This is a genomic window from Micromonospora fulviviridis, assembly GCF_014648395.1.
GTDB classification, from domain to species: Bacteria; Actinomycetota; Actinomycetes; order Mycobacteriales; family Micromonosporaceae; genus Micromonospora; species Micromonospora fulviviridis.
Genome location: NZ_BMRA01000004.1, coordinates 144,622 through 164,900, shown reverse-complemented (window position 1 = coordinate 164,900; position 20,279 = coordinate 144,622). Strand labels below are relative to the sequence as shown.

Below are 20,279 nucleotides of genomic sequence, written 5' to 3'. Positions count from 1 at the left end.
ACACAGAACCGAGGGAACGCCTGTGGCTACGGAACGCAAGCGCCCGGTGATCACCGCTGGTCTGCCGAGCCAGCTTCCGGACATCGACCCTGAAGAGACCAGCGAATGGGTCGAGTCGCTTGACGGTGTCATCGACGAGCGCGGAACCAAGCGCGCCCGCTACGTCATGCTGCGCCTGCTCGAGCGGGCCCGCGAGCGCCAGGTCGGGGTGCCGTCGCTGACGACCACCGACTACATCAACACCATCCCGCCGGAGCGCGAGCCCTGGTTCCCGGGTGACGAGCACATCGAGCGGCGGCTCCGGGCCTACATCCGGTGGAACGCCGCCATGCTGGTGCACCGGGCGCAGCGGCCGGAGATCGGCGTGGGTGGCCACATCTCCACCTTCGCCAGCTCCGCGTCCCTCTACGAGGTGGGCTTCAACCACTTCTTCCGGGGCAAGGACCACCCGGGCGGCGGCGACCACATCTTCTACCAGGGCCACGCCTCCCCCGGCATGTACGCGCGGGCGTTCCTGGAGGGCCGGCTCAACGCCGACCAGCTCGACGGCTTCCGGCAGGAGCTGTCGCACCCGAACGGCGGCCTGCCGTCGTACCCGCACCCGCGGCTCATGCCGGACTTCTGGGAGTTCCCCACCGTCTCCATGGGCCTCGGGCCGATGAACGCGATCTACCAGGCCCGGTTCAACCGCTACCTGCACCACCGGGGCATCAAGGACACCTCCCAGCAGCACGTCTGGGCGTTCCTCGGCGACGGTGAGATGGACGAGGTCGAGTCGCTCGGCGCGATCGGCGTGGCCGCCCGCGAGGAGCTGGACAACCTCACCTTCGTGATCAACTGCAACCTGCAGCGGCTGGACGGCCCGGTGCGGGGCAACGGCAAGGTCATGCAGGAGCTGGAGGCGTTCTTCCGGGGCGCCGGCTGGAACGTCATCAAGGTGGTCTGGGGCCGCGAGTGGGACCCGCTGCTCGCCGCGGACACCGACGGCGCCCTGGTCAACCTCATGAACACCACGCCCGACGGTGACTACCAGACCTACAAGGCGGAGTCCGGGGCGTACGTCCGGGAGCACTTCTTCGGCCGCGACCCGCGGACCCGCAAGATGGTCGAGCACCTGAGCGACGACGAGATCTGGAACCTCAAGCGGGGTGGCCACGACTACCGGAAGCTCTACGCGGCCTACAAGGCGGCCATGGAGCACACCGGCCAGCCGACGGTGATCCTGGCCAAGACCATCAAGGGCTGGACGCTGGGTTCGCACTTCGAGGCGCGCAACGCCACCCACCAGATGAAGAAGCTGACGCTGGAGGACCTCAAGCTCTTCCGCGACCGGCTCTACCTGGACATCCCGGACAAGCAGCTGGAGGACAACCCGTACCTCCCGCCGTACTTCCACCCGGGCGAGAAGTCCGACGAGGTGGAGTACCTGCACGAGCGGCGCAAGCAGCTCGGCGGCTACCTGCCGACCCGCCGGACCACCGGCAAGACGCTGCAGATCCCGGGCGCCGAGCGCTTCTCCGACGTCAAGCGCGGCTCGGGCAAGCAGAAGGTGGCCACCACCATGGCCTTCGTCCGCCTGCTCAAGGACCTGATGAAGGACAAGGAGTTCGGCAAGCGCTGGGTGCCGATCATCCCGGACGAGGCCCGCACCTTCGGCATGGACTCGCTCTTCCCGACGGCGAAGATCTACTCGCCGCACGGCCAGCGGTACACCTCGGTGGACCGGGAGCTGTTCCTGTCGTACAAGGAGGCCACCACCGGCCAGATCCTGCACGAGGGGATCAACGAGGCCGGCTCGGTCGCCTCGTTCACCGCGGCCGGCACGTCGTACGCCACGCACGACGAGCCGATGATCCCGCTCTACATCTTCTACTCGATGTTCGGGTTCCAGCGGACCGGCGACGGGCTCTGGGCCGCGGCCGACCAGATGGCGCGGGGCTTCCTGCTGGGCGCGACCGCCGGCCGGACCACGCTCAACGGTGAGGGCCTCCAGCACGAGGACGGCCACTCGCTGCTGCTCGCCGCCACCAACCCGGCGGTGGCCGCCTACGATCCGGCGTTCGCCTTCGAGATCTCGCACATCATGGAGAACGGCCTGCACCGGATGTACGGCGAGGCGCAGGAGAACATCTTCTACTACCTCACCGTCTACAACGAGCCGATCTTCCAGCCGGCCGAGCCGGAGGGCGTGGACGTCGAGGGCATCGTCAAGGGCATCTACCGCTACTCGCCGGCCCCGCAGGTCGACGGGGACGCGCCGAAGGCCAACATCCTGGCCTCCGGCACGGGCATGCAGTGGGCGCTCAAGGCGCAGAAGCTGCTCGCCGAGGACTGGGGCGTGGCCGCCGACGTCTGGTCGGTGACCTCCTGGACCGAGCTGCGCCGGGACGCGGTGGAGTGCGAGGAGCACAACCTGCTCAACCCGGGCGGCGAGCAGCGGGTGCCGTACATCCAGCGGAAGCTGGCCGACGCCGACGGGCCGAAGGTCGCGGTGAGCGACTGGATGCGCGCGGTGCCGGACCTGATCGCCCGCTGGGTGCCCGGCGACTACACCTCGCTCGGCACCGACGGCTTCGGCATGTCGGACACCCGGCACGCGCTGCGCCGCCACTTCCACGTGGACGCCGAGTCGGTGGCCGTCGCGGCGCTGCGCCAGCTCGCCCTGCGCGGCGCGGTGCCGGCCCACGTGCCGGCCGAGGCCGCCAAGAAGTACGCGCTGGACGACGTCAACGCCGCTCCGGTCGGGGAGACCGGCGGCGACAGCTGACCTGTCCCGCACGAGGGGCCCGGCGCACCCGCGCCGGGCCCCTCGTCGTTGCACGGGGGCCACGTGGAACGTCACGGGCGCCTCGGAGGCCCGGAGGCACCTGTGGTCCTGCTACCGGCCGGGCACCGGGTGACGCCGGGCCGGGGCCAGCTCGGCGACGAACGGTTCGACGGCCGCCCGCCAGCGGGACGGGTTGTCGTAGTGCAGCACGTGGCCGGCATCGGGTACGAGCGCGAAGCGGCCGTCGGGCAGCAGGTCGGCGAGTTCCCGTTGCCGGTCGACCGGCTGGTCGCTGTCCGCCCCGGCCACCACGAGCGCCGGGCAGCGGACCGAGCCGAGTTCCGGCCGGTGGTCGCGGTCCGCCCAGTGCGCCAGGGAGGCGAGCAGGTGCTCGGGGCGGGCCAGCGGGCGCCAGCCGTCCGGGCCGCCGGCCATCACCTCCACGAAGGACTCCCCCTCGGTGCGCCGAGCGGCCCCGAAGTAGTCCCGCACGTCGGCCAGGGTGGGGAAGGGCACCGGCCAGTCGGCCAGCCACCGACGCCAGCGGTCGACCAGGTCGGGCGGGGTCACCGGGTTCATGTCGGCGATCACCACGCCGCGGACCAGGTCCGGCCGGGCGCCGGCGAGCTGCCAGGCGGTGAGGCCGCCCATCGAGTGGCCGACCACCAGCGCCGGACCCAGGTCGAGCGCCTCGATCACCGCGACCGCGTCGCCGACGTACGCCGGGCGGTCGTACGGGCCGTCGGGCTTGTCGCTGTGGCCGTGCCCGCGGGCGTCGTAGCCGACCACCCGGCCGTGGCGGGTGAGCCAGCGGGCGGTGGCCGTCCAGTTGGCGGCCCGGCCGGTGAGCCCGTGCAGCAGCAGGATGCCGGGGCCGTCGCCCCCGAAGTCGACCACGTTGAGCCCGGTCCCGCCGTGTCCCGTGATGCGCATGCCATTCCCCTATACCTCGAAGCGAGGTACACCGTATCGAGGTACAAGGACGGCGGGCAAGGCAGAATGCGGGGGTGCTTGAGTTGGCGATCCTGGGGTTCCTCGGCGAGGAACCGCTGCACGGGTACGAGCTGAAGAGCCGCATCACGCGCCTCGCCGGGTACGCCCGGCCGGTGAGCGACGGCAGCCTCTACCCGGCGATCAACCGGCTGGAGCGGGCCGGGCTGGTCAGCCGGCAACGGGAGCCCGGCGCGGCGGCGGCGCCGCGGCACACCCTCTCGCTGACCCTGGCGGGGCGGGAGGAGCTGCGGCGACGGTTGCGGGATCCGGCGGAGTTGGACGTCACCGACCAGAACCGGTTCTTCACGCTGCTCGCCTTCCTGAGCCAGCTCGACGAGCCGGCCGCGCAGGCGGCGGTGCTGGAACGCCGACTGGCCTTCCTCGACCAGCCGGCGAGCTTCTTCGCCACCGGCGACCGGCCGCAGCGGGCCGCCGAGCAGGCCGACCCCTTCCGGCGCGGGATGCTGGTGATGGCCCGGGAGATCAGCCGGGCCGAGCGGTCCTGGCTGCGGGCCACCATCACGGAACTGCGGGCGGCCTGAGCGCGGCGGAGGTGACGATGGTCCGGCGTCCCTGGCGGGGACGCCGGACCATCACCATCGCGGGCGACGCCGGGACAGGCTCGGTCAGCCGACGGCGGCCAGGTCGGTGAGCCGGGCCAGCGAGTCCTCCAGATCGGCGCCGACCCGGCGCAGGCCGAGCCGCAGCAGGGCGGCCTTGACCGGCCCGGCGGGCCACCGTACGACGATGAGCCGCACGACTGTCCCGCCCTCCTCCTCGTCCGGGGTGAGCTGTACGTAGATCTCGGTGCGCGCCTCGGCCCGGGCCCCGGCGCCCCTGGCCCGTTCGCGCCAACCGATCAGGGTCGGCTCCTGGTAGGCGATGACCTCGGCCTCGTGTGCGGCGCCGCGCCCGGCCTGGACCAGTTGTCGCCGCCCGAAGCCCTCCCCCGAGAGGACCTCGGCCGCGCGGACCCCCGCCAGCCAGGCCGGCAACTGCTCGGCCCGCTGCACGACGTCCCAGACCGCTTCCACCGGCGCCACCACGTGCGCACTGCGTTCCACGAGGATCATGTCTATCTTTCCCCCACTTAAAACACATCCGCGATATTCGGCACTCTATGTGTAAATCGGACTTAAGCGGACGGGTTTGGAAAAGACACGCCGAAAACCCTTGCCCCGCCTGCCTTCCGGGGCCTATGGCGCGTCGGCCCCGCGAGCCCTAGAGTCGCGAGCACGCTTCGCGTTTCTGGGAGGGCGAATGACGAGCGCGCCGATGCCCGACTTCCCCGCCGGCTTCCGGTGGGGGGTGTCCACCTCCGCGTACCAGATCGAGGGGGCGGTCACCGCCGACGGCCGCGGACCGTCCATCTGGGACACCTTCGCCCACTCCCCCGGCCGGATCATCGACGGCAGCACCGGCGACGAGGCGTGCGACCACTACCACCGGTACGCCGAGGACGTCGGCCTGCTGGCCGGGCTCGGGGTGTCCGCGTACCGGTTCTCCATCGCCTGGCCGCGGGTGCAACCCACCGGCGCGGGCCCGGCGAACCCGGCCGGGCTGGACTTCTACGACCGGCTCGTGGACGCCCTGCTCGCCGCCGGCGTGGACCCGGTCGCCACCCTCTTCCACTGGGACCTGCCGCAGGCCCTGGAGGACGCCGGCGGCTGGCTGAACCGGGACACCGCCGACCGCTTCGCCGAGTACGCCGACCTGGTCGCCGCCCGCCTCGGCGACCGCGTGAAGCTCTGGATCACCCTCAACGAGCCGTTCATCCACATGAGCCTGGGGCACGGCATGGGCGTGCACGCCCCCGGCCGGATGCTGCTCTTCGACGCCTTCCCGGTGGCCCACCACCAGCTTCTCGGGCACGGCCTCGCGGTCTCCGCGCTGCGCGCCCGCGGCACCGCGCCGGTGGCCATCGCCAACAACTACTCCCCCGTGCGGCTGGCCGGGGAGACCGACGCCGACCGGGCCGCCGGGGCGGCGTACGACGCGCTGCACAACCGGCTCTTCACCGACCCGCTGCTCGGCCGCGGCTACCCCGAGGAGCCGGGCTTCGACCCGGCCGTCATCCGCGCCGGCGACCTCGACGTGATCGCCGCTCCCATCGACGTGCTCGGGGTGAACTACTACAACCCGACCGGCATCCGGGCGCCCGCCGAGGAGGACTCGCCGCTGCCGTTCGAGATCGTGCCGCTGGACGGCTACCCGCGTACCGCCTTCGACTGGCCGGTGGCCCCGGACGGGCTGCGCGAGCTGCTGCTCCAGCTCCGCCACCGGTACGGCGACGCGCTGCCGCCCATCCAGATCACCGAGAGCGGCTGCGCGTACGACGACGTGCCGGACGCCGACGGCCGGGTGCCCGACCCGGACCGGATCGCGTACCTGGACGGGCACCTGCGGGCGGTGCGCGAGGCGATGGCCGCCGGGGTGCCGGTGAGCGGGTACTTCGTCTGGTCGCTGCTGGACAACTGGGAGTGGGCCGAGGGCTTCACCAAGCGGTTCGGGCTCGTGCACGTCGACTACGCCACCCAGCGGCGCACCCCGAAGTCGTCGTACGCCTGGTTCCGGGACCTGGTCCGGCGATGACCACCGTCAACCCCACGCCGGCCTCGCTGCCGGCGGCGCTCGCCGAGCCGACCGTGCCGGTGCGGCGGAACTGGATCGCGCTGATCTTCGCGGCCAACCTGGGCGTCTGGATGGCCTTCTTCACCCCGATCCAGGTGCTCCTGCCGCAGCAGGTGGAACGGATCGCGCCGGCCGACAAGGAGGCCATGCTGGCGGTGGTCACCGGCCTCGGCGCGCTCGCCGCCGTGCTGGCGAACCCCCTGGCGGGCGCGCTGTCCGACCGCACCTCGCTGCGCCTGGCGAACCGGCACCTCGGCCGCCGGCACGTCTGGACCGCCACGGGCGCGGTGGTCGGCGCGTTCGCCCTGGTGGCGCTCGCCCGGCAGGACAGCATCGCCGGGGTGGCGGTCGCCTGGGTCGCCGCCCAGGTCTGCTTCAACGCCATGCTGGCCAGCCTCACCGCCGCCATCCCGGACCGGGTGCCGGTGGCGCAGCGCGGCGGCGTCTCCGGCTGGGTGGGCATCCCGCAGGCGCTCGGCCTGGTGGTCGGCGCGGTGCTGGTCACCGCCGTGGTCACCGGCAACGCCGCCGGGTACGCCGCCATCGCGCTCGCCGTGCTGCTGCTGTCCCTGCCGTTCGCGCTGCTCACCCAGGACGACCCGCTGCCCCGGGAGCACCGGTCGGCGCTGCGGCCGCGCGCGCTGCTCGCCTCGATGTGGATCAGCCCACGCCGGCACCCCGACTTCGCCTGGGCCTGGTTCACCCGCTTCCTGGTGCAGACCGGCAACGCGCTGGGCACGCTCTACCTGCTCTACTTCCTCACCGACGGGGTGCGGGTGGCCGACCCCGAGGGCGCCCTGCTCGTGCTGATCCTGCTCTACACGGTCGGCATGATGCTCACCGCCGTGGTGGCCGGGCGGCTCTCCGACCGCTCCGGCCGGCGCAAGGTCTTCGTGATCGTCTCCGGGCTGATCATGGCGGTGGCGGCGGTGCTGCTCGCCGTGGCCCCGACCTGGCCCATGGCGATCGTCGCCGCGCTGCTGCTCGGCGCCGGCTACGGGGTCTACCTCGCGGTGGACGCCGCGCTCATCACCCAGGTGCTGCCGGCCGCCACCGACCGGGCCAAGGACCTCGGCGTGATCAACATCGCCAACTCGGCGCCGCAGGTGCTCGGCCCGGCGCTCTCCGCGCCGATCGTGGTCCACCTGGGCGGCTATCCCACCCTGTACGCGGTCACCGCGGCGGTCACCCTGGTCGGCAGCGTCCTCGTCCTCAAGATCAAGGCGGTGCCCTGAACCGGCCCCCTGCCGGAAAGCGATCGCGGGCCGCCGTAGGCTGGGGGACGTGACGGTACGTGTACGCTTCGCCCCCTCCCCGACCGGAATGTTCCACGTCGGCGGCGCCCGCTCGGCCCTGCAGAACTGGATCTACGCCAAGCAGCAGGGCGGGGTGTTCGTGCTCCGCATCGAGGACACCGACGCGGCCCGCAACAAGCCCGAGTGGACCGAGGGCATCCTCTCCGCGCTCGACTGGATCGGCATCGCGCGGGGCAGCTACGAGGGCCCGTACTTCCAGTCCTCGTACGCGGGTGAGCACCGGGCCGCCGCGCAGCGGCTGTACGAGGGCGGCCGGGCGTACTACTGCGACTGCACCCGGGAGGACGTGCAGGCGCGTACCGGCTCGCAGTACCAGGGCTACGACGGTTACCACCGCGACAAGGGCCTCGGTCCCGGCGAGGGCCGGGCGCTGCGGTTCCGCACCCCGGACGAGGGCGAGACCGTGGTGGTCGACCTCATCCGCGGCGAGCCGACCTTCGAGAACAAGCTGATCGAGGACTTCGTCATCGCCCGCGGCGACGGCTCGCCGGTCTTCCTGCTCGCCAACGTGGTCGACGACATGACCATGGGGATCACCCACGTGATCCGGGCCGAGGAGCACCTGCCCAACACGCCGAAGCAGCAGCTGCTCTGGGACGCGCTCGGCGTCAAGCCGCCGGTCTGGGCGCACGTGCCGGTGGTGGTCAACGAGAAGCGGCAGAAGCTGTCCAAGCGGCGAGACAAGGTCGCCCTGGAGGCGTACCGGGACGAGGGCTACCTCGCCGAGGCCATGCGCAACTACCTGATGCTGCTCGGCTGGGCCCCCTCCGGCGACCGGGAGATCGTGCCCTGGTCGGTCATCGAGGAGGAGTTCCGGCTGGAGGAGGTGAACCCCTCCCCGGCGTTCTTCGACGAGAAGAAGCTGCGCGCGTTCAACGGCGACTACATCCGGGCGCTGCCGGTCGAGGAGTTCGTCGCCGCCTGCCAGCCCTGGCTGACCGGCACCGACACGATCGCCCCGCCGCCCTGGCAGCCGGCGGAGTTCGACCCCGCCGCGTTCGCCGCGGTGGCGCCGCTCGCGCAGACGCGAATCGCGGTGCTCAGCGAGATCGTGCCGAACGTCGACTTCCTCTTCCTGGCCGACCCGCTGATCGACGAGGCGGCCTGGGCGAAGGCGATGAAGGAGGGCGCGGCCGACCTGCTGGACGCGGCGATCGCCGCGTTCGAGGCCCTGGAGTCCTGGGACGCCGAGTCGCTGAAGTCCACGCTGGAGGCGGTCGGCGCGGAGCGCGGCCTGAAGCTGGGCAAGGCGCAGGCGCCGGTCCGGGTCGCGGTCACGGGCCGCACCGTCGGGCTGCCGCTGTTCGAGTCGCTGGAGGTGCTCGGCCGCGAGCGGACGCTGGCCCGGCTGCGGGCCGCCCGGGTGCGCCTGTTCTGATCCCCGGATCGCGAGGGGCCCGCCGGTCGTCCGGCGGGCCCCTTTTCGCGTACGCGGGGTCAGCCGCGGGCGGACCGGCGGCGCAGCAACAGGCCCGCGCCCAGCACGACCAGCACCACGGCGACGCCGATCGCCCACAGCCAACCCGTACCCCCGTCGTCGTCCACCTCGTCCGCCGCGGGCGTCGGGGCCGCCGGGGAGGTCGTGGGCGGGGTCGCCGGGGAGGTCGGCGCGGCGCCGGTCGGGGCCGGGGTGGTCGACGGCGGCGCGGCGGCCGTGCCGGTGGTCAGGGTGAAGCGGATCTCCCCGCTGACCGGGTGGCCGTCGGCCGAGCCGATCCGGTACGTCACGATGTAGAGACCGGCCGCGCCCGGGGCGAACGGCACGCTCACCCGGTTGGCGGCGAAGGTCGGCGCGCCGCCGGCGGCGGGCACGTTGTCCGGCCCGGTGATTGTGATCTTCGTCGTGGCGGGCGCCGGCGACGCGAGGAACCGGAGCTCGATCCGCTTCGGCGCGGTGGCCACCCGCGCCCCGTTCTTCGGATCGCTACCGGTCAGCGAGTTGTGCGCGGCCGCCGGCGCGGCCGGCAGCAGCACCGACAACCCGGCCGCCACCCCGAGCACCAACAAGCCATGCGCCACGCGGGCGACCTTGCCCCCCATGAACCCCTCCATCCGGGTACGATCCGGCCGCCGATCATCGGCCGCTCTGTTGGTCGGTCGCAGATCGCAAATAGTTCCAAATACTCTCCCAGCAGCTGCAACCCAGCGACATCCTGCGGAGTCTTTGAAGGTGGACGCCGGCCCGCGCCCGGCGACCACCGTCGGCCGATCCAGCGCGATCTGCAGCGGAAGCCACCCATCGAACGGGGCGAGGAGGCGGCGATGGTCCGAAAGGTGAAGCGGCTGCTGGCAGCCGCGGCCGGGGCGGTGGTGGCGATCGCGTGCTCGCTGGCCCTCACCGGCGCGGCAGCGGCGCAGGCGGCGCCCAAGCCCAAGCTCGCACCGGCCGGTGTGGACATCACCGGCCACCGGCTCGACCAGCCGCTGCAACTGCGCGCCGACACCCGGCCCGCCGAGGTGAACATGGTCGTCGACCAGGTCAAGTGGCTGGGCGCCAGCGGCCAGCAGCGCGGCCCGGCGGCCAAGGACCTCGGCCCCAAGTACACGGTCGTGGTGCTCTACGCGGGCTCGCCGACGAAGACCTACGACCTCTACCCGCTCGCCAAGGGCGGCCCCCGGGTCTACCGGCCGGCCAAGCAGCCCGACCTGAGCAAGACCCGGGCCGGCTGGTTCTTCGGCCGGCTCAACATGTCCGAGACGCTCCGCACCGTGGGGGTGCCGCTGGAGCGGCAGTTCGACACGATCAGCGGCGGCATCGGCGGCGGCGAGCGGGTCATCCCGGAGGAAGCCCTCGACCCGGTGCAGGACATCGACGAGGCGCTCGGCGAGCTCCAGCGGCTGCTGCTGCTCAACGTCGGGGTGATGGTGGTCATCACCGCCGGTCTCGCCGGCATCGCGCTGCTGGTGCGCCGCCGCACCCGCTGAGCCCCCGGGCTCAGACCTCCAGCACCACCTTGCCCCGGACGTGTCCCGCCGCCACCAGGCGCTGTGCCTCGGCCGCCTCGGCCAGCGGGAACGTCCGGGCAACGTGCACGGTGAGCCGGCCGGCGTCGACCAGACCGGCCAGCACACCCAGGTCGGCCGTGGACGGCTTCACGAAGACGTAGCTGCCGCCGAGCCGGGCGACATGCTCCGGGTCGGCCGTGGAGACCAGCCGCGCCGGCCGGGCCAGCAGTTCGGCGGAGACGTCCAGCGCGTCGCCACCGAACAGGTCCAGCGCCACGTCCACCCCGTCGGGCACGACGGCGCGGACCCGGTCCAGCAGGCCGTCGCCGTAGCTGACCGGCTCCGCGCCCAGCGACCGGACGAAGTCGTGGTTGGCCTCGCTCGCCGTGCCGATCACCCGGCCGGCGCCGAGCGCCCGGGCCAGCTGCACCGCCAGGTGCCCCACCCCGCCCGACGCGCCGTGCACCAGCACCGTGTCGCCCGCACCGGTGCGGGCCAGCTGCAACGCCTGGTAGGCCGTGAGCCCGGCCAGCGGCAGCCCCCCGGCCTCCGCCCAGGACGCCTGCACCGGCTTGTCCGCCAGGCACCGCTCCGGGGCCGGAACCAGCTCCGCGTACGTGCCGTGCTGCACGTCGTCGCGCCGGACGTAGCCGATCACCTCGTCACCGACGGCGAACCCGGCCACCGCCGGCCCGACCGCCTCGACCACCCCGGCGGCGTCCCAGCCGGGCACCAGCGGGAAGTGGCTCGGCATCAGGGCGGCCAGGTGCCCCTCGCGGATCTTCCCGTCGACGGGGTTCACCCCGGCGGTCCGCACCCGGACCAGGACCGTGTCCGGTCCCACCGGCGGGGTGGGCAGCTCGCGCAGGGCGAGCCGGTCAACCCCGCCGTACGCGTCGATCGCGATCGCCCTCACCCCGCACACGCTAGTCGCCGGACGGCGACCGCGGGGTCAGCACCAGCGGCGCGGCGGTCGCTCCCGGCGCACCGCGCGACTGCGCGGCCGAACCGCGCCGTGCCGGTGGGCGCCCGCCCAACCGGGCAGGTCGCTGCGGCAGCCCTGCGCCGGCTCCGGCTCGGGCCCGGCCGGGGTCCCCGGCTCGGTGGCCCGCTGGCGGGGCACGGGCGGCTCGTCGTCCGCGCGCTCGGGCGCCCAGCCGGCGGCCGACTCGGCCGGATGGGTCAGGCCCGTCCGGCGCGGGTGCTTGGCGGACGCCTGCTGGTCGTGGTGGCCCGGCCGGCAGGGCTCACCCTGGGCGCAGCCGTGCTCGGCCTCCCCGTGCGCCATCCCGGTCTCCTCACGCTCGCCATCGCCCGTCGGGCGGTCCTCACCCCGACGTGCTCTGACACCGTACTGGCCGGGCCCGACGGGGTCGTCAGCGCGTACCCGTGGAGATCGTCCGCGCGGGACCGCACGCGGGCCCGGACCTGTCGTACGCTTCCGCCCGTCCGGGCGCGGAAGGGGTGGGGATGGGTCTCCGGAAGGTCGTCGCACTCCTCCTGGCGCTCGCCGCGGGTCCGGTCGCCGGGTGCGGCCTGCTGACCAGCGAGACCGCCTCCGGGTTCATGCCGCAGGCCGGCGTGTGCCATCAGGCTCCGGGCGACAACGCCAGCGGGGAGGCGTACCGGCCCGTCGACTGCACGGAGCGGCACGAGGCCGAGACGTTCCTGGTGAGCCGATTCGCCGGGCCCGACGCCGAGTCCGACGGCCCACCCGTGACCGGTTCGGACGCGGCGCTGCGGGCCTGGTCGTCGTGCGCCACGGCGACACGGGAGTTCCTCGGCGGCGACTGGGTGGTCGGGCGGCTGTCGCTGCGGCTGGTGCTGCCCACCACCGAGGGCTGGGCGGCGGCCGAGCGGTGGTACCGCTGCGACCTGGTGGAGATCGTCGCCCTCGACCTCTACGAGCCGTCCCCCCGGGCCAACAGCCTCAAGGGCGCGCTGAGCTCGCCGTCCTCCCCGTTGCGCCACGGCTGCTACAACGCCACCTTCGGCCGGGACGACGAGCTGACGGCCCTGCCCCCGGCCTCCTGCACGGGCCCGCACCGGACGGAGTTCGCCGGGATCTGGTGGGCCGACGACGTGCCGTACGGCGAGGAGATCCGGTCCGACGAGATGACGGACGGCTGCTACGGCGTCATCGCCCGGTACGTCGGCCTCGCCGACGACGAGGAGGTACGCCGCCGGCTGCGGTCGCTCATCCTGCCGCCGACCGATGAGGACCTGGCCGCCGGGGACACGTCGGTGCTCTGCCTGCTGCACACCGACGGCAGGCCGCTGACCCGGTCGCTCGCCGGCGTCGGGGTGCGCCGGCTGCCGCCACGCCGCTGACCCTAGGGCCGGCGGGCGGCGTCCAGGTCGGCGCGGGTGAGCAGGGCGCGCAGCGCGATGCCGTGTCCGGCGAGCGCCTCCGCGCCGCCCTCGCCCCGGTCGATCACGCACAGCGCGTGCGCGACGGTCGCGCCCAGCTCCCGGAGCTGGCCCGTGGAGATCACCACCTGGCCGCCCGAGGTCACCACGTCCTCCACCACCAGCACCCGCCGCCCGGCGACGTCCGCGCCCTCGGCCAGCCGGGCGGTCCCGTACGCCTTGGCGGTCTTGCGGACGAACGCGCAGGGCAGCCCGACGTGCCGGGCCAGCGCGGTGACCACGGGGATGCCGCCCATCTCCAGGCCGGCCAGCACCTCGGTGCCGGGCGGGACCAGCCCGGCGAGGCCGGCGGCGACCCGGTCCAGCAGCACCGGGTCGGCCTCGAACCGGTACTTGTCGAAGTACTCGTCGGCGGTCCGGCCGGAGCGGAGCACGAAATGTCCGGTGAGGCGGCAGGTGGCGTCGATGTCGCGGGCGAGGTCGGCGAGGGCGCGCGGGGTGTCGGTCACGGGAGATCATTGTCGCCGCTCGCCGCCATCGCCCGTCCGGCGGGCGGGCCTCGAAGTGGAGCCGCTGGTCAGAGCGTGTCAGGCTGGTGCGGTGAGCGAACCGGGCGGGACCGAACTGTCGGCGACGCTGCGCCGTATCGAGCGGGCGGCGGGCGCGCTGTCCACGGCCAGCGTGGCGCGGATGGACGAGACGCTGCCCTGGTTCCGGGAGCTGCCGGCCGACCAGCGCTCCTGGGTGATGCTGGTGGCCCAGGCCGGTGTCCGGTCGCTGGTGCAGTGGCTGCACCAGGGCGGTGGCGCGACCGACAGCACCCAGGAGGTGTCGGACGAGGTCTTCGCCGCCGCGCCGCAGGCCCTCGCGCGCTCGATCACCCTCCAGCAGACCGTGGCGCTGATCAAGGTGACCATCGAGGTGGTCGAGGAGCAGGTGTCGCACCTCGCCGTGAAGGGCGAGGAGCAGTTGCTGCGGGAGGCGGTGCTGCGCTTCTCCCGGGAGATCGCCTTCGCCGCCGCCCGGGTCTACGCCCGCGCCGCCGAGACGCGGGGCTCCTGGGACGCCCGGTTGCAGGCGTTGCTCGTCGACGCCCTGCTGCGCGGCGACTCGCCGGACGTGCTGGCCAGCCGGGCGGCGGCGCTGGGCTGGTCGGACGCGCCGCCGGTGGCGGTGGCGGTGGGCCGCTCCCCCGGCGGCGAGGTGGCGGCCGTGCTGCACACCGTCTACCGGCAGGCCCGCCGGATCGGGGTCGAGGTGATCGGCGGCGTGCACGGCGACCGGCTGGTCATCGTGCTGGGCGGTGCGGCCGACCCGGTGGCCGCCACGGAGAAGCTGCTCACCGCGTTCGGGGAGGGCCCGGTGGTGGTCGGCCCGGCCGTGCCCAGCCTCGACGAGGCGACCGACTCGGCGCGCGCCGCGCTGGCCGGCTTCCGGGCCGCGCCGGCCTGGCCGACCGCGCCCCGCCCGGTCCCCGCCGCCGACCTGCTGCCCGAGCGGGCGCTGGCCGGGGACGCCGAGGCCCGCCGCCGGCTGCGCCACGACGTGTACGCGCCCCTCGCCCGGGCCGGCGGCGAGCTGCTGGAGACGCTGGACGCGTTCTTCGCGGCCGGCGGCACGCTGGAGAGCGCGGCCCGGGCGCTCTTCGTGCACCCGAACACGGTGCGCTACCGCCTCAAGCGGGTGGCCGAGGTGGCCGGCTTCTCCCCGCTCACCCCGCGCGACGCGTTCACCCTCCAGGTGGCCCTGACGGTGGGCCGGCTCGACCCCGTGGTCCCGGGCGTCGCACCGGTCCCGAGCCAGACATCCGCCTCAGGTGGCAACAAAACGCCGCAGACAGGTGATGATCGGCGCCGATCTTTGTAGGTATCCTCCAAAGCTTCTAGTGCGGTTTGGTGCCGTGCGTTACAGCGCGACCCGCGAGTATCCGTCAGAGTCGTAAGCGTGCTCGCCGTACTCTCACCCGGACAGGGTTCCCAGAAGCCCGGTTTCCTGACTCCCTGGCTCGACCTGCCCGGTGCGGCGGAGCGCCTGCGCTCGTGGTCGGCGCTTGCCGGGGTCGACCTGCTCCACCTCGGCACCGAGGCCGACGCCGACGAGATCAAGGACACCGCCCGCACCCAGCCGCTGCTGGTCGCGGCCGCGCTGCTCGCCGGCGAGCACCTGCCCATGCAGGACGTCGCGGTGGTCGCCGGCCACAGCGTCGGCGAGCTGGGCGCAGCGGCCCTGGCCGGGGTGCTCACCGCCGAGGCGGCCGTGAGCCTCGCCGGCGTACGCGGCCGGGAGATGGCCGCCGCCTGCGCGCTGGAGCCGACCGGGATGGCCGCCGTGCTCGGCGGCGACCCGGACGAGGTGCTCGCCGCCCTGGAGGCGCACGGCCTGCACCCGGCCAACCGCAACGGCGCCGGCCAGATCGTCGCCGCCGGCGCGGTGACCGGCCTGGAGAAGCTCGCCGCCGAGCCGCCGGCCCGGGCCCGGGTGATCATGCTCAAGGTGGCCGGCGCCTTCCACACGCCGTACATGGCCCCGGCCGAGGCCGCCCTGGCCGAGGTGGCCGCCGGCATCACCCCGGCCGATCCGGCCCGGATCCTGCTCTCCAACCTGGACGGCGGCGCGGTCGCCGACGGCCGGGAGATGGTGCAGCGGCTGGTCCGCCAGGTGACCGCCCCGGTCCGCTGGGACCTGTGCATGCGCACCCTGGCCGACCGCGGCGTCACCGGCGTCATCGAGCTTCCGCCGGCCGGCACCCTGGCGGGCCTCGTCAAGCGCGAACTCAAGGGCGAGGGCGCGCCGGAGATCGTCACCCTCAACACCCCCGACGACCTGCCCTCGGCGCGGGACCTGATCGCCCGGCACGGCGGGCAGGCATGAGCGCGAGCAACGAGCCGACTCTGCGGGTCCCGCAGTCGCGAACGGAAGGTAATCACTGATGGCCGGCAGCCGGATCGTCGCGATGGGGCACTACCAGCCCTCCCGCGTCGTCACCAACGACGACCTCGCCCAGATGGTCGACACCAACGACGAGTGGATCCGGGACCGGGTCGGCATCGTCACCCGGCGGATCGCCGGGGACGAGACGGTCGCCGACATGGCCGCCGCCGCGGCCGGCAAGGCGCTGGCCAACTCGGGCCTCACGGCCGCCGACATCGACCTCGTCGTGGTGGCCACCTGCACCTCGGTGGACCGCAGCCCCAACGTGGCCTGCCGGGTCGCGGCCAAGCTGGGCATCAGCGCGCCGGGCGCGTACGACATCAACACGGCCTGCTCGGGCTTCGCCTACGCCCTCGGCACCGTGGACCACGCCATCCGGGCCGGTGCGGCGCGCAACGCGATCGTCATCGGCGCGGAGAAGCTCTCCGACTTCACCGACTGGACCGACCGCTCGACCTGCATCATCTTCGGCGACGGTGCCGGCGCGGCCGTGGTCACCGCGGCCGCCGAGGGTGAGCCGGCCGGGGTGGGTCCGGTGGTGTGGGGCTCGGTGCCGGAGAAGAGCGACGCGGTCCGGATCGAGGGCTGGCGGCCGTACATCGCGCAGGAGGGGCAGGCGGTCTTCCGCTGGGCCACCACGGCGCTGGCCCCGCTCGCGCTCCAGGCCTGCGAGAAGGCCGGGGTCGACCCGTCGGAGCTGGCCGCGTTCGTGCCGCACCAGGCCAACGCCCGGATCATCGACGGCATCGCCAAGCGGCTCAACATCCCGAACGCGATCATCGCCAAGGACATCGTCGAGTCCGGCAACACCTCGGCGGCGAGCGTGCCGCTGGCCCTGTCGAAGCTGGTCGAGCGGCGCGAGGTGCCCGCGGGCGCCCCGGTCCTGCTGTTCGGCTTCGGCGGCGGCCTGACCTACGCCGGTCAGGTCGTCCGCTGCCCCTGAAGACCCCCTCGGGCGCGAGCGCGCCGAGGTGTGACGGCCGGCGTCGCCGACCGTCGAGTGAACCCCCGATGAGAGGAACCAACCGCAATGACCCGTGACGAGATCACCGCCGGCCTCGCCGAGATCCTCGAAGAGGTTGCCGGGGTGAACCCGGACGACGTGGCCGAGGGGAAGTCCTTCACCGACGACCTCGACGTCGACTCGCTCTCCATGGTGGAGGTCGTGGTGGCGGCCGAGGAGAAGTTCGGCGTCAAGATCCCGGACAACGAGGTGCAGAACCTCAAGACCGTCGGTGACGCCGTCAGCTACATCGCGGCGCAGTCCTGATCATGAGTCGTCCCGACGTCGTCGTCACCGGGCTCGGCGCGACGACCCCGCTCGGCGGGGACGTCGCGTCGACCTGGGACGCCATGCTCGCGGGCCGCTCCGGGGTGAGTGCGCTCACCCAGGAGTGGGCCGCGCAACTGCCCGTCCGTATCGCCGCACAGCTCGCCGTCGACCCGTCGACGGTGCTGGACCGGGTCAAGCTGCGCCGGCTCGACCGGTCCGAGGCGATCGCCCTCGTGGCGGCGCAGCAGGCCTGGGCGGACGCCGGCCTGGCCGACTCCGGGCTCGACCCGGAGCGGCTGGCGGTCAGCGTCGGCTCCGGCATCGGCGGCGCCACCACCCTGCTGGCCCAGGACGACATCCTGGAGGCGTCCGGCCCGCGGCGGGTCTCCCCGCACACCGTGCCCATGCTGATGCCGAACGGTCCGGCCGCCTGGGTCGGGCTGGAGCTCGGCGCCAAGGCCGGGGTGCACTCGGTGGCCAGCGCCTGCGCGACCGGCGCGGAGGCGATCGCGCTGGGGCTGGACATCATCCGCTCCGGCCGCGCCGACGTGGTGGTGGCCGGCGGCACCGAGGCGGTCATCCACCCGCTGCCGATCGCCGGCTTCGCCTCGATGCGGGCCATGTCGACCCGCAACGACGAGCCGGAGAAGGCGTCCCGCCCGTGGGACAAGGGCCGCGACGGCTTCGTGCTCGGTGAGGGCGCGGGCGTGGTGGTCCTGGAGCGCGCCGAGCACGCCGCCGCCCGCGGCGCGCGGGTGTACGCGCGCCTCGCCGGCGCCGGGATCACCTCGGACGCGTACGACATCGTGCAGCCGCACGCCGAGGGCGAGGGCGCCATCCGGGCCATCGCCAAGGCGGTCGCCGACGCGGACGTCGCGAAGACGGACATCCGGCACGTCAACGCGCACGCCACCTCCACGCCGGTCGGCGACATGCTGGAGATCGGCGCGCTGCACAAGGCGGTGGGCGACCACCCGCTGCTGACGGCCACCAAGTCGATGACCGGGCACCTGCTCGGCGCGGCCGGTGCGCTGGAGTCGATCGCCACCATCCTGGCCATCCGGGACGGGGTCGTGCCCCCGACGATCAACCTGGACGACCCGGACGAGGGCCTCTCCCTGGAGGTGGCCGCGCACAAGGCACGCCACCTGGAGATCCCCGCGGCGCTGAACAACGCGTTCGGTTTCGGCGGGCACAACGTGGCCCTGGTCTTCACCCGGGTCTGAGCACGGCGTACCCGGTCCGGGCCCGCGTCCACAGCAGGACGCGGGCCCGGACCGCGTCTCAGCCCCGGTTGCGGGGATGCTGCCGGGCGGTCCGCTCGTTGCCCCGCCGGTAGTTGCCGGTCCACCGGGACATCACCAGTTGCGGGTCGTCGCCGACCTCGGCGAGGAACTGCGCGGCGCGCCCGCCGCGCAGCGTGCCGGCGACCCGGCCGTGGTGGGTGATCAGCACGGAGCCGTCGGCCCGTTCGTCGTAGCGGAAGCCCTGCGCGCGCTCTCCCATGGGCGCCCACCCTGCCAGCGCCGGCGCCGGGCCGCACCCGGATTTGCCGGCGGGCCCGGTCCGGACCGGCCGGGGCCGTTAGGGTGAGGGCCGCCGAGCCGTCGAGGAGCACCACGCGTGGAAGCGACCGAGATCCGCAAGCTCGCCGCGCTGGAGGACACCCACTGGTGGTACCGGGAGCGGCGGGCCCTGCTGGGCCGGGCGCTGCGGCGGTTGGCCGCGGGAGGCACCCGCCCGGGCCGGGCGCTGGACGTCGGCGCGGCCGGCGGCGGGAACACCCGGGTGCTGCGGGCGCACGGCTGGCGGCCGCTCGCCCTGGAGTACAGCGCCGAGGGCGCCGGGGTGGCCCGGGAGCGGGGCCTGGACGTGATCCGGGCCGACGCAAGGCACCTGCCGGTCCCCTCGGCCGGCCTGGACCTGGTGGTCGCCTTCGACATCCTGGAGCACTTCGACGAGGACCACCTCGCGGCCGCCGAGATCCGGCGGGTGCTGCGCCCCGGCGGGACGGCGCTGATCGCGGTGCCGGCCGACATGCGGCTCTGGTCGGCGCACGACGTGGCGGTCGGGCACGTGCGCCGCTACGACCGCGCCGGGTTGCGGGCCGTGGTGGCGAAGGCCGGGCTGGCGCTCGACGAGCTGTGGAGCTGGAACGTGCTGCTCCGTCCGGTGGCCGCCTGGCGTCGCCGCCGGTCCACCGGCTCGGACCTGGACGAGCTCCACCCGCTGGTGAACCTCGGCCTGCGTACGGTGGTCACGGTCGAGCGCCACCTGCCCGTGCGGGCGCTGCCCGGGGTCTCGCTGATGCTGCGGGCACACCGTCCGTCCTGATCCCGCGCACCAGGGCCGGCGAAGATCGACTACCCTTCCTGGGCCGCCGTGGGGCGCGGCGGCACCTGACTCAGGAGGACGGGGATGCGGCGACGTACCGCCACTGCCGTGGTGGCCGTGCTGGCCCTTGCCGGGATGGCCGGCTGCGACGACGGGAAGCCGCGGCCGGCGGCGACCGCCTCGACGGCACCGAGCCCGACCGGCTCGCCGGTCGTCGCCGGACCGCCCTGGTACGACGAGGTGGCCCCCGTCGAGGCCGCCCGTGAGATCGGCGGCAAGGCGAGCCCCTGCCCGATGGGAGTCATCTTCTCGATCCCGGCGAAGTGGCGGGCGGAGGCGGTGACGGCCGGCCGGGACGCCGCGATCGGTGACGCCGTGCCGATGTGCGAGATCGACGCCAAGCCCGCCGGGCACCTCGGCTTCCTGCGCGTCTGGGACGCGGATGCCGGCCTCAGCCAGCAGTACACGATGGACAAGTTCCTCGACGCCTACGGCGACGCCACCGAGCGGCAGTACCGCCGGACGAAGGCCGGCCCGCTCGACGCCTTCGAGGCGAGCTTCCTGGGGCCGAACGGCATCCGGGAGCGGGCGATCCTGGTCTCGACCATCTGGGGGCGGTACCTGCTGACCCTCGGCGGGGCGGACGACGAGGAGCACCTGGCCATGCTGCCGGCGTACCAGTTGGCCAAGCAGACCGCGAAGAACAACCGGGAGTGAG

Annotated in this window: 20 protein-coding genes and 1 pseudogene; 14 read left to right on the top strand and 7 right to left on the bottom strand. The window is 73.8% G+C overall.

The annotated features are described in order from the left end of the window. Window positions 1-22 precede the first annotated feature (22 nt). Complete coding sequence (gene aceE / locus IEY96_RS12145) at window positions 23-2,767, top strand: pyruvate dehydrogenase (acetyl-transferring), homodimeric type (RefSeq protein WP_189194927.1); 2,745 nt, start codon at window positions 23-25, stop codon at window positions 2,765-2,767. A gap of 111 nt (window positions 2,768-2,878) precedes the next feature. On the opposite strand, the gene IEY96_RS12140 is transcribed toward aceE, so the two are convergent. Further along, window positions 2,879-3,700 (bottom strand): alpha/beta fold hydrolase, encoded by an 822-nt coding sequence (locus IEY96_RS12140; protein ID WP_189194926.1) that lies wholly within the window; start codon window positions 3,698-3,700, stop codon window positions 2,879-2,881. A 74-nt stretch (window positions 3,701-3,774) separates the two neighbouring features. Here IEY96_RS12140 and IEY96_RS12135 point away from each other — a divergent pair, with 74 nt between their 5' ends. Next, window positions 3,775-4,302: a PadR family transcriptional regulator gene (locus IEY96_RS12135; RefSeq protein ID WP_189194925.1), complete on the top strand. Its 528-nt coding sequence runs from the start codon at window positions 3,775-3,777 to the stop codon at window positions 4,300-4,302. Window positions 4,303-4,386: 84 nt separating this feature from the next. Here IEY96_RS12135 and IEY96_RS12130 read toward each other — a convergent pair whose 3' ends face one another. Next, window positions 4,387-4,833, bottom strand: a complete 447-nt coding sequence (locus tag IEY96_RS12130) for an SRPBCC family protein (RefSeq protein WP_091319671.1) — start codon at window positions 4,831-4,833, stop codon at window positions 4,387-4,389. A gap of 187 nt (window positions 4,834-5,020) precedes the next feature. Here IEY96_RS12130 and IEY96_RS12125 point away from each other — a divergent pair, with 187 nt between their 5' ends. The 3 genes from IEY96_RS12125 to gltX are packed head-to-tail and all read left to right on the top strand — an operon-like array spanning window position 5,021 to window position 9,085. Continuing rightward, window positions 5,021-6,352, top strand: coding sequence for a GH1 family beta-glucosidase (locus IEY96_RS12125; protein ID WP_189194924.1), 1,332 nt, complete (start codon window positions 5,021-5,023; stop codon window positions 6,350-6,352). Beyond that, entirely contained in the window at window positions 6,349-7,626 is a 1,278-nt protein-coding gene (locus IEY96_RS12120) for an MFS transporter (protein ID WP_189194923.1), read from the top strand. Before IEY96_RS12125 ends, IEY96_RS12120 begins: the two co-directional genes overlap by 4 nt. A gap of 49 nt (window positions 7,627-7,675) precedes the next feature. After that, window positions 7,676-9,085: a glutamate--tRNA ligase gene (gltX, locus tag IEY96_RS12115; RefSeq protein ID WP_189194922.1), complete on the top strand. Its 1,410-nt coding sequence runs from the start codon at window positions 7,676-7,678 to the stop codon at window positions 9,083-9,085. Window positions 9,086-9,144: 59 nt separating this feature from the next. On the opposite strand, the gene IEY96_RS12110 is transcribed toward gltX, so the two are convergent. After that, entirely contained in the window at window positions 9,145-9,726 is a 582-nt protein-coding gene (locus tag IEY96_RS12110) for a copper resistance CopC family protein (RefSeq protein WP_229791555.1), read from the bottom strand. 243 nt (window positions 9,727-9,969) lie between these two features. Between IEY96_RS12110 and IEY96_RS12105 the strand changes: the two genes are divergently transcribed. Continuing rightward, window positions 9,970-10,632, top strand: coding sequence for a hypothetical protein (locus IEY96_RS12105; RefSeq protein ID WP_189194921.1), 663 nt, complete (start codon window positions 9,970-9,972; stop codon window positions 10,630-10,632). Between the two features lie 10 nt (window positions 10,633-10,642). Here the strand turns inward: IEY96_RS12105 and IEY96_RS33140 are convergent, their stop codons facing one another. After that, window positions 10,643-11,569 (bottom strand): NADP-dependent oxidoreductase, encoded by a 927-nt coding sequence (locus IEY96_RS33140; protein ID WP_189194920.1) that lies wholly within the window; start codon window positions 11,567-11,569, stop codon window positions 10,643-10,645. Between the two features lie 36 nt (window positions 11,570-11,605). Beyond that, window positions 11,606-11,941 carry a hypothetical protein gene (locus IEY96_RS12095; protein WP_189194919.1) on the bottom strand — a complete coding sequence of 112 codons (336 nt, stop codon included), beginning with the start codon at window positions 11,939-11,941 and terminating at the stop codon, window positions 11,606-11,608. A 182-nt stretch (window positions 11,942-12,123) separates the two neighbouring features. Here IEY96_RS12095 and IEY96_RS12090 point away from each other — a divergent pair, with 182 nt between their 5' ends. Continuing rightward, entirely contained in the window at window positions 12,124-12,984 is an 861-nt protein-coding gene (locus IEY96_RS12090) for a septum formation family protein (RefSeq protein ID WP_189194918.1), read from the top strand. A 2-nt stretch (window positions 12,985-12,986) separates the two neighbouring features. Here IEY96_RS12090 and IEY96_RS12085 read toward each other — a convergent pair whose 3' ends face one another. After that, on the bottom strand, window positions 12,987-13,532 hold the full coding sequence (locus tag IEY96_RS12085; RefSeq protein WP_189194917.1) for an orotate phosphoribosyltransferase: 546 nt from the start codon (window positions 13,530-13,532) through the stop codon (window positions 12,987-12,989). Window positions 13,533-13,587: 55 nt separating this feature from the next. On the opposite strand from IEY96_RS12085, the gene IEY96_RS12080 reads away from it, so the two are divergent. The 5 genes and pseudogenes from IEY96_RS12080 to fabF all read left to right on the top strand — a co-directional run bounded on the left by IEY96_RS12080 (window position 13,588) and on the right by fabF (window position 18,453). Further along, window positions 13,588-14,889, top strand: a complete 1,302-nt coding sequence (locus tag IEY96_RS12080; protein ID WP_308429902.1) for a PucR family transcriptional regulator — start codon at window positions 13,588-13,590, stop codon at window positions 14,887-14,889. 78 nt (window positions 14,890-14,967) lie between these two features. Next, window positions 14,968-15,891, top strand: a pseudogene (locus IEY96_RS12075) (ACP S-malonyltransferase); the annotation flags it as partial. 61 nt (window positions 15,892-15,952) lie between these two features. Next, window positions 15,953-16,897: a beta-ketoacyl-ACP synthase III gene (locus IEY96_RS12070; protein WP_189194914.1), complete on the top strand. Its 945-nt coding sequence runs from the start codon at window positions 15,953-15,955 to the stop codon at window positions 16,895-16,897. Window positions 16,898-16,984: 87 nt separating this feature from the next. Next, on the top strand, window positions 16,985-17,224 hold the full coding sequence (locus tag IEY96_RS12065; protein WP_088972559.1) for an acyl carrier protein: 240 nt from the start codon (window positions 16,985-16,987) through the stop codon (window positions 17,222-17,224). 2 nt (window positions 17,225-17,226) lie between these two features. After that, entirely contained in the window at window positions 17,227-18,453 is a 1,227-nt protein-coding gene (gene fabF / locus IEY96_RS12060) for a beta-ketoacyl-ACP synthase II (protein WP_189194913.1), read from the top strand. A 58-nt stretch (window positions 18,454-18,511) separates the two neighbouring features. Here the strand turns inward: fabF and IEY96_RS12055 are convergent, their stop codons facing one another. Continuing rightward, window positions 18,512-18,733 carry a hypothetical protein gene (locus tag IEY96_RS12055; protein ID WP_189194912.1) on the bottom strand — a complete coding sequence of 74 codons (222 nt, stop codon included), beginning with the start codon at window positions 18,731-18,733 and terminating at the stop codon, window positions 18,512-18,514. 117 nt (window positions 18,734-18,850) lie between these two features. Here IEY96_RS12055 and IEY96_RS12050 point away from each other — a divergent pair, with 117 nt between their 5' ends. Both IEY96_RS12050 and IEY96_RS12045 read left to right on the top strand, forming a co-directional pair. Continuing rightward, window positions 18,851-19,561 (top strand): class I SAM-dependent methyltransferase, encoded by a 711-nt coding sequence (locus IEY96_RS12050; RefSeq protein ID WP_189194911.1) that lies wholly within the window; start codon window positions 18,851-18,853, stop codon window positions 19,559-19,561. Between the two features lie 84 nt (window positions 19,562-19,645). Beyond that, window positions 19,646-20,278 carry a lipoprotein gene (locus IEY96_RS12045; RefSeq protein WP_189194910.1) on the top strand — a complete coding sequence of 211 codons (633 nt, stop codon included), beginning with the start codon at window positions 19,646-19,648 and terminating at the stop codon, window positions 20,276-20,278. Window position 20,279 lies beyond the last annotated feature (1 nt).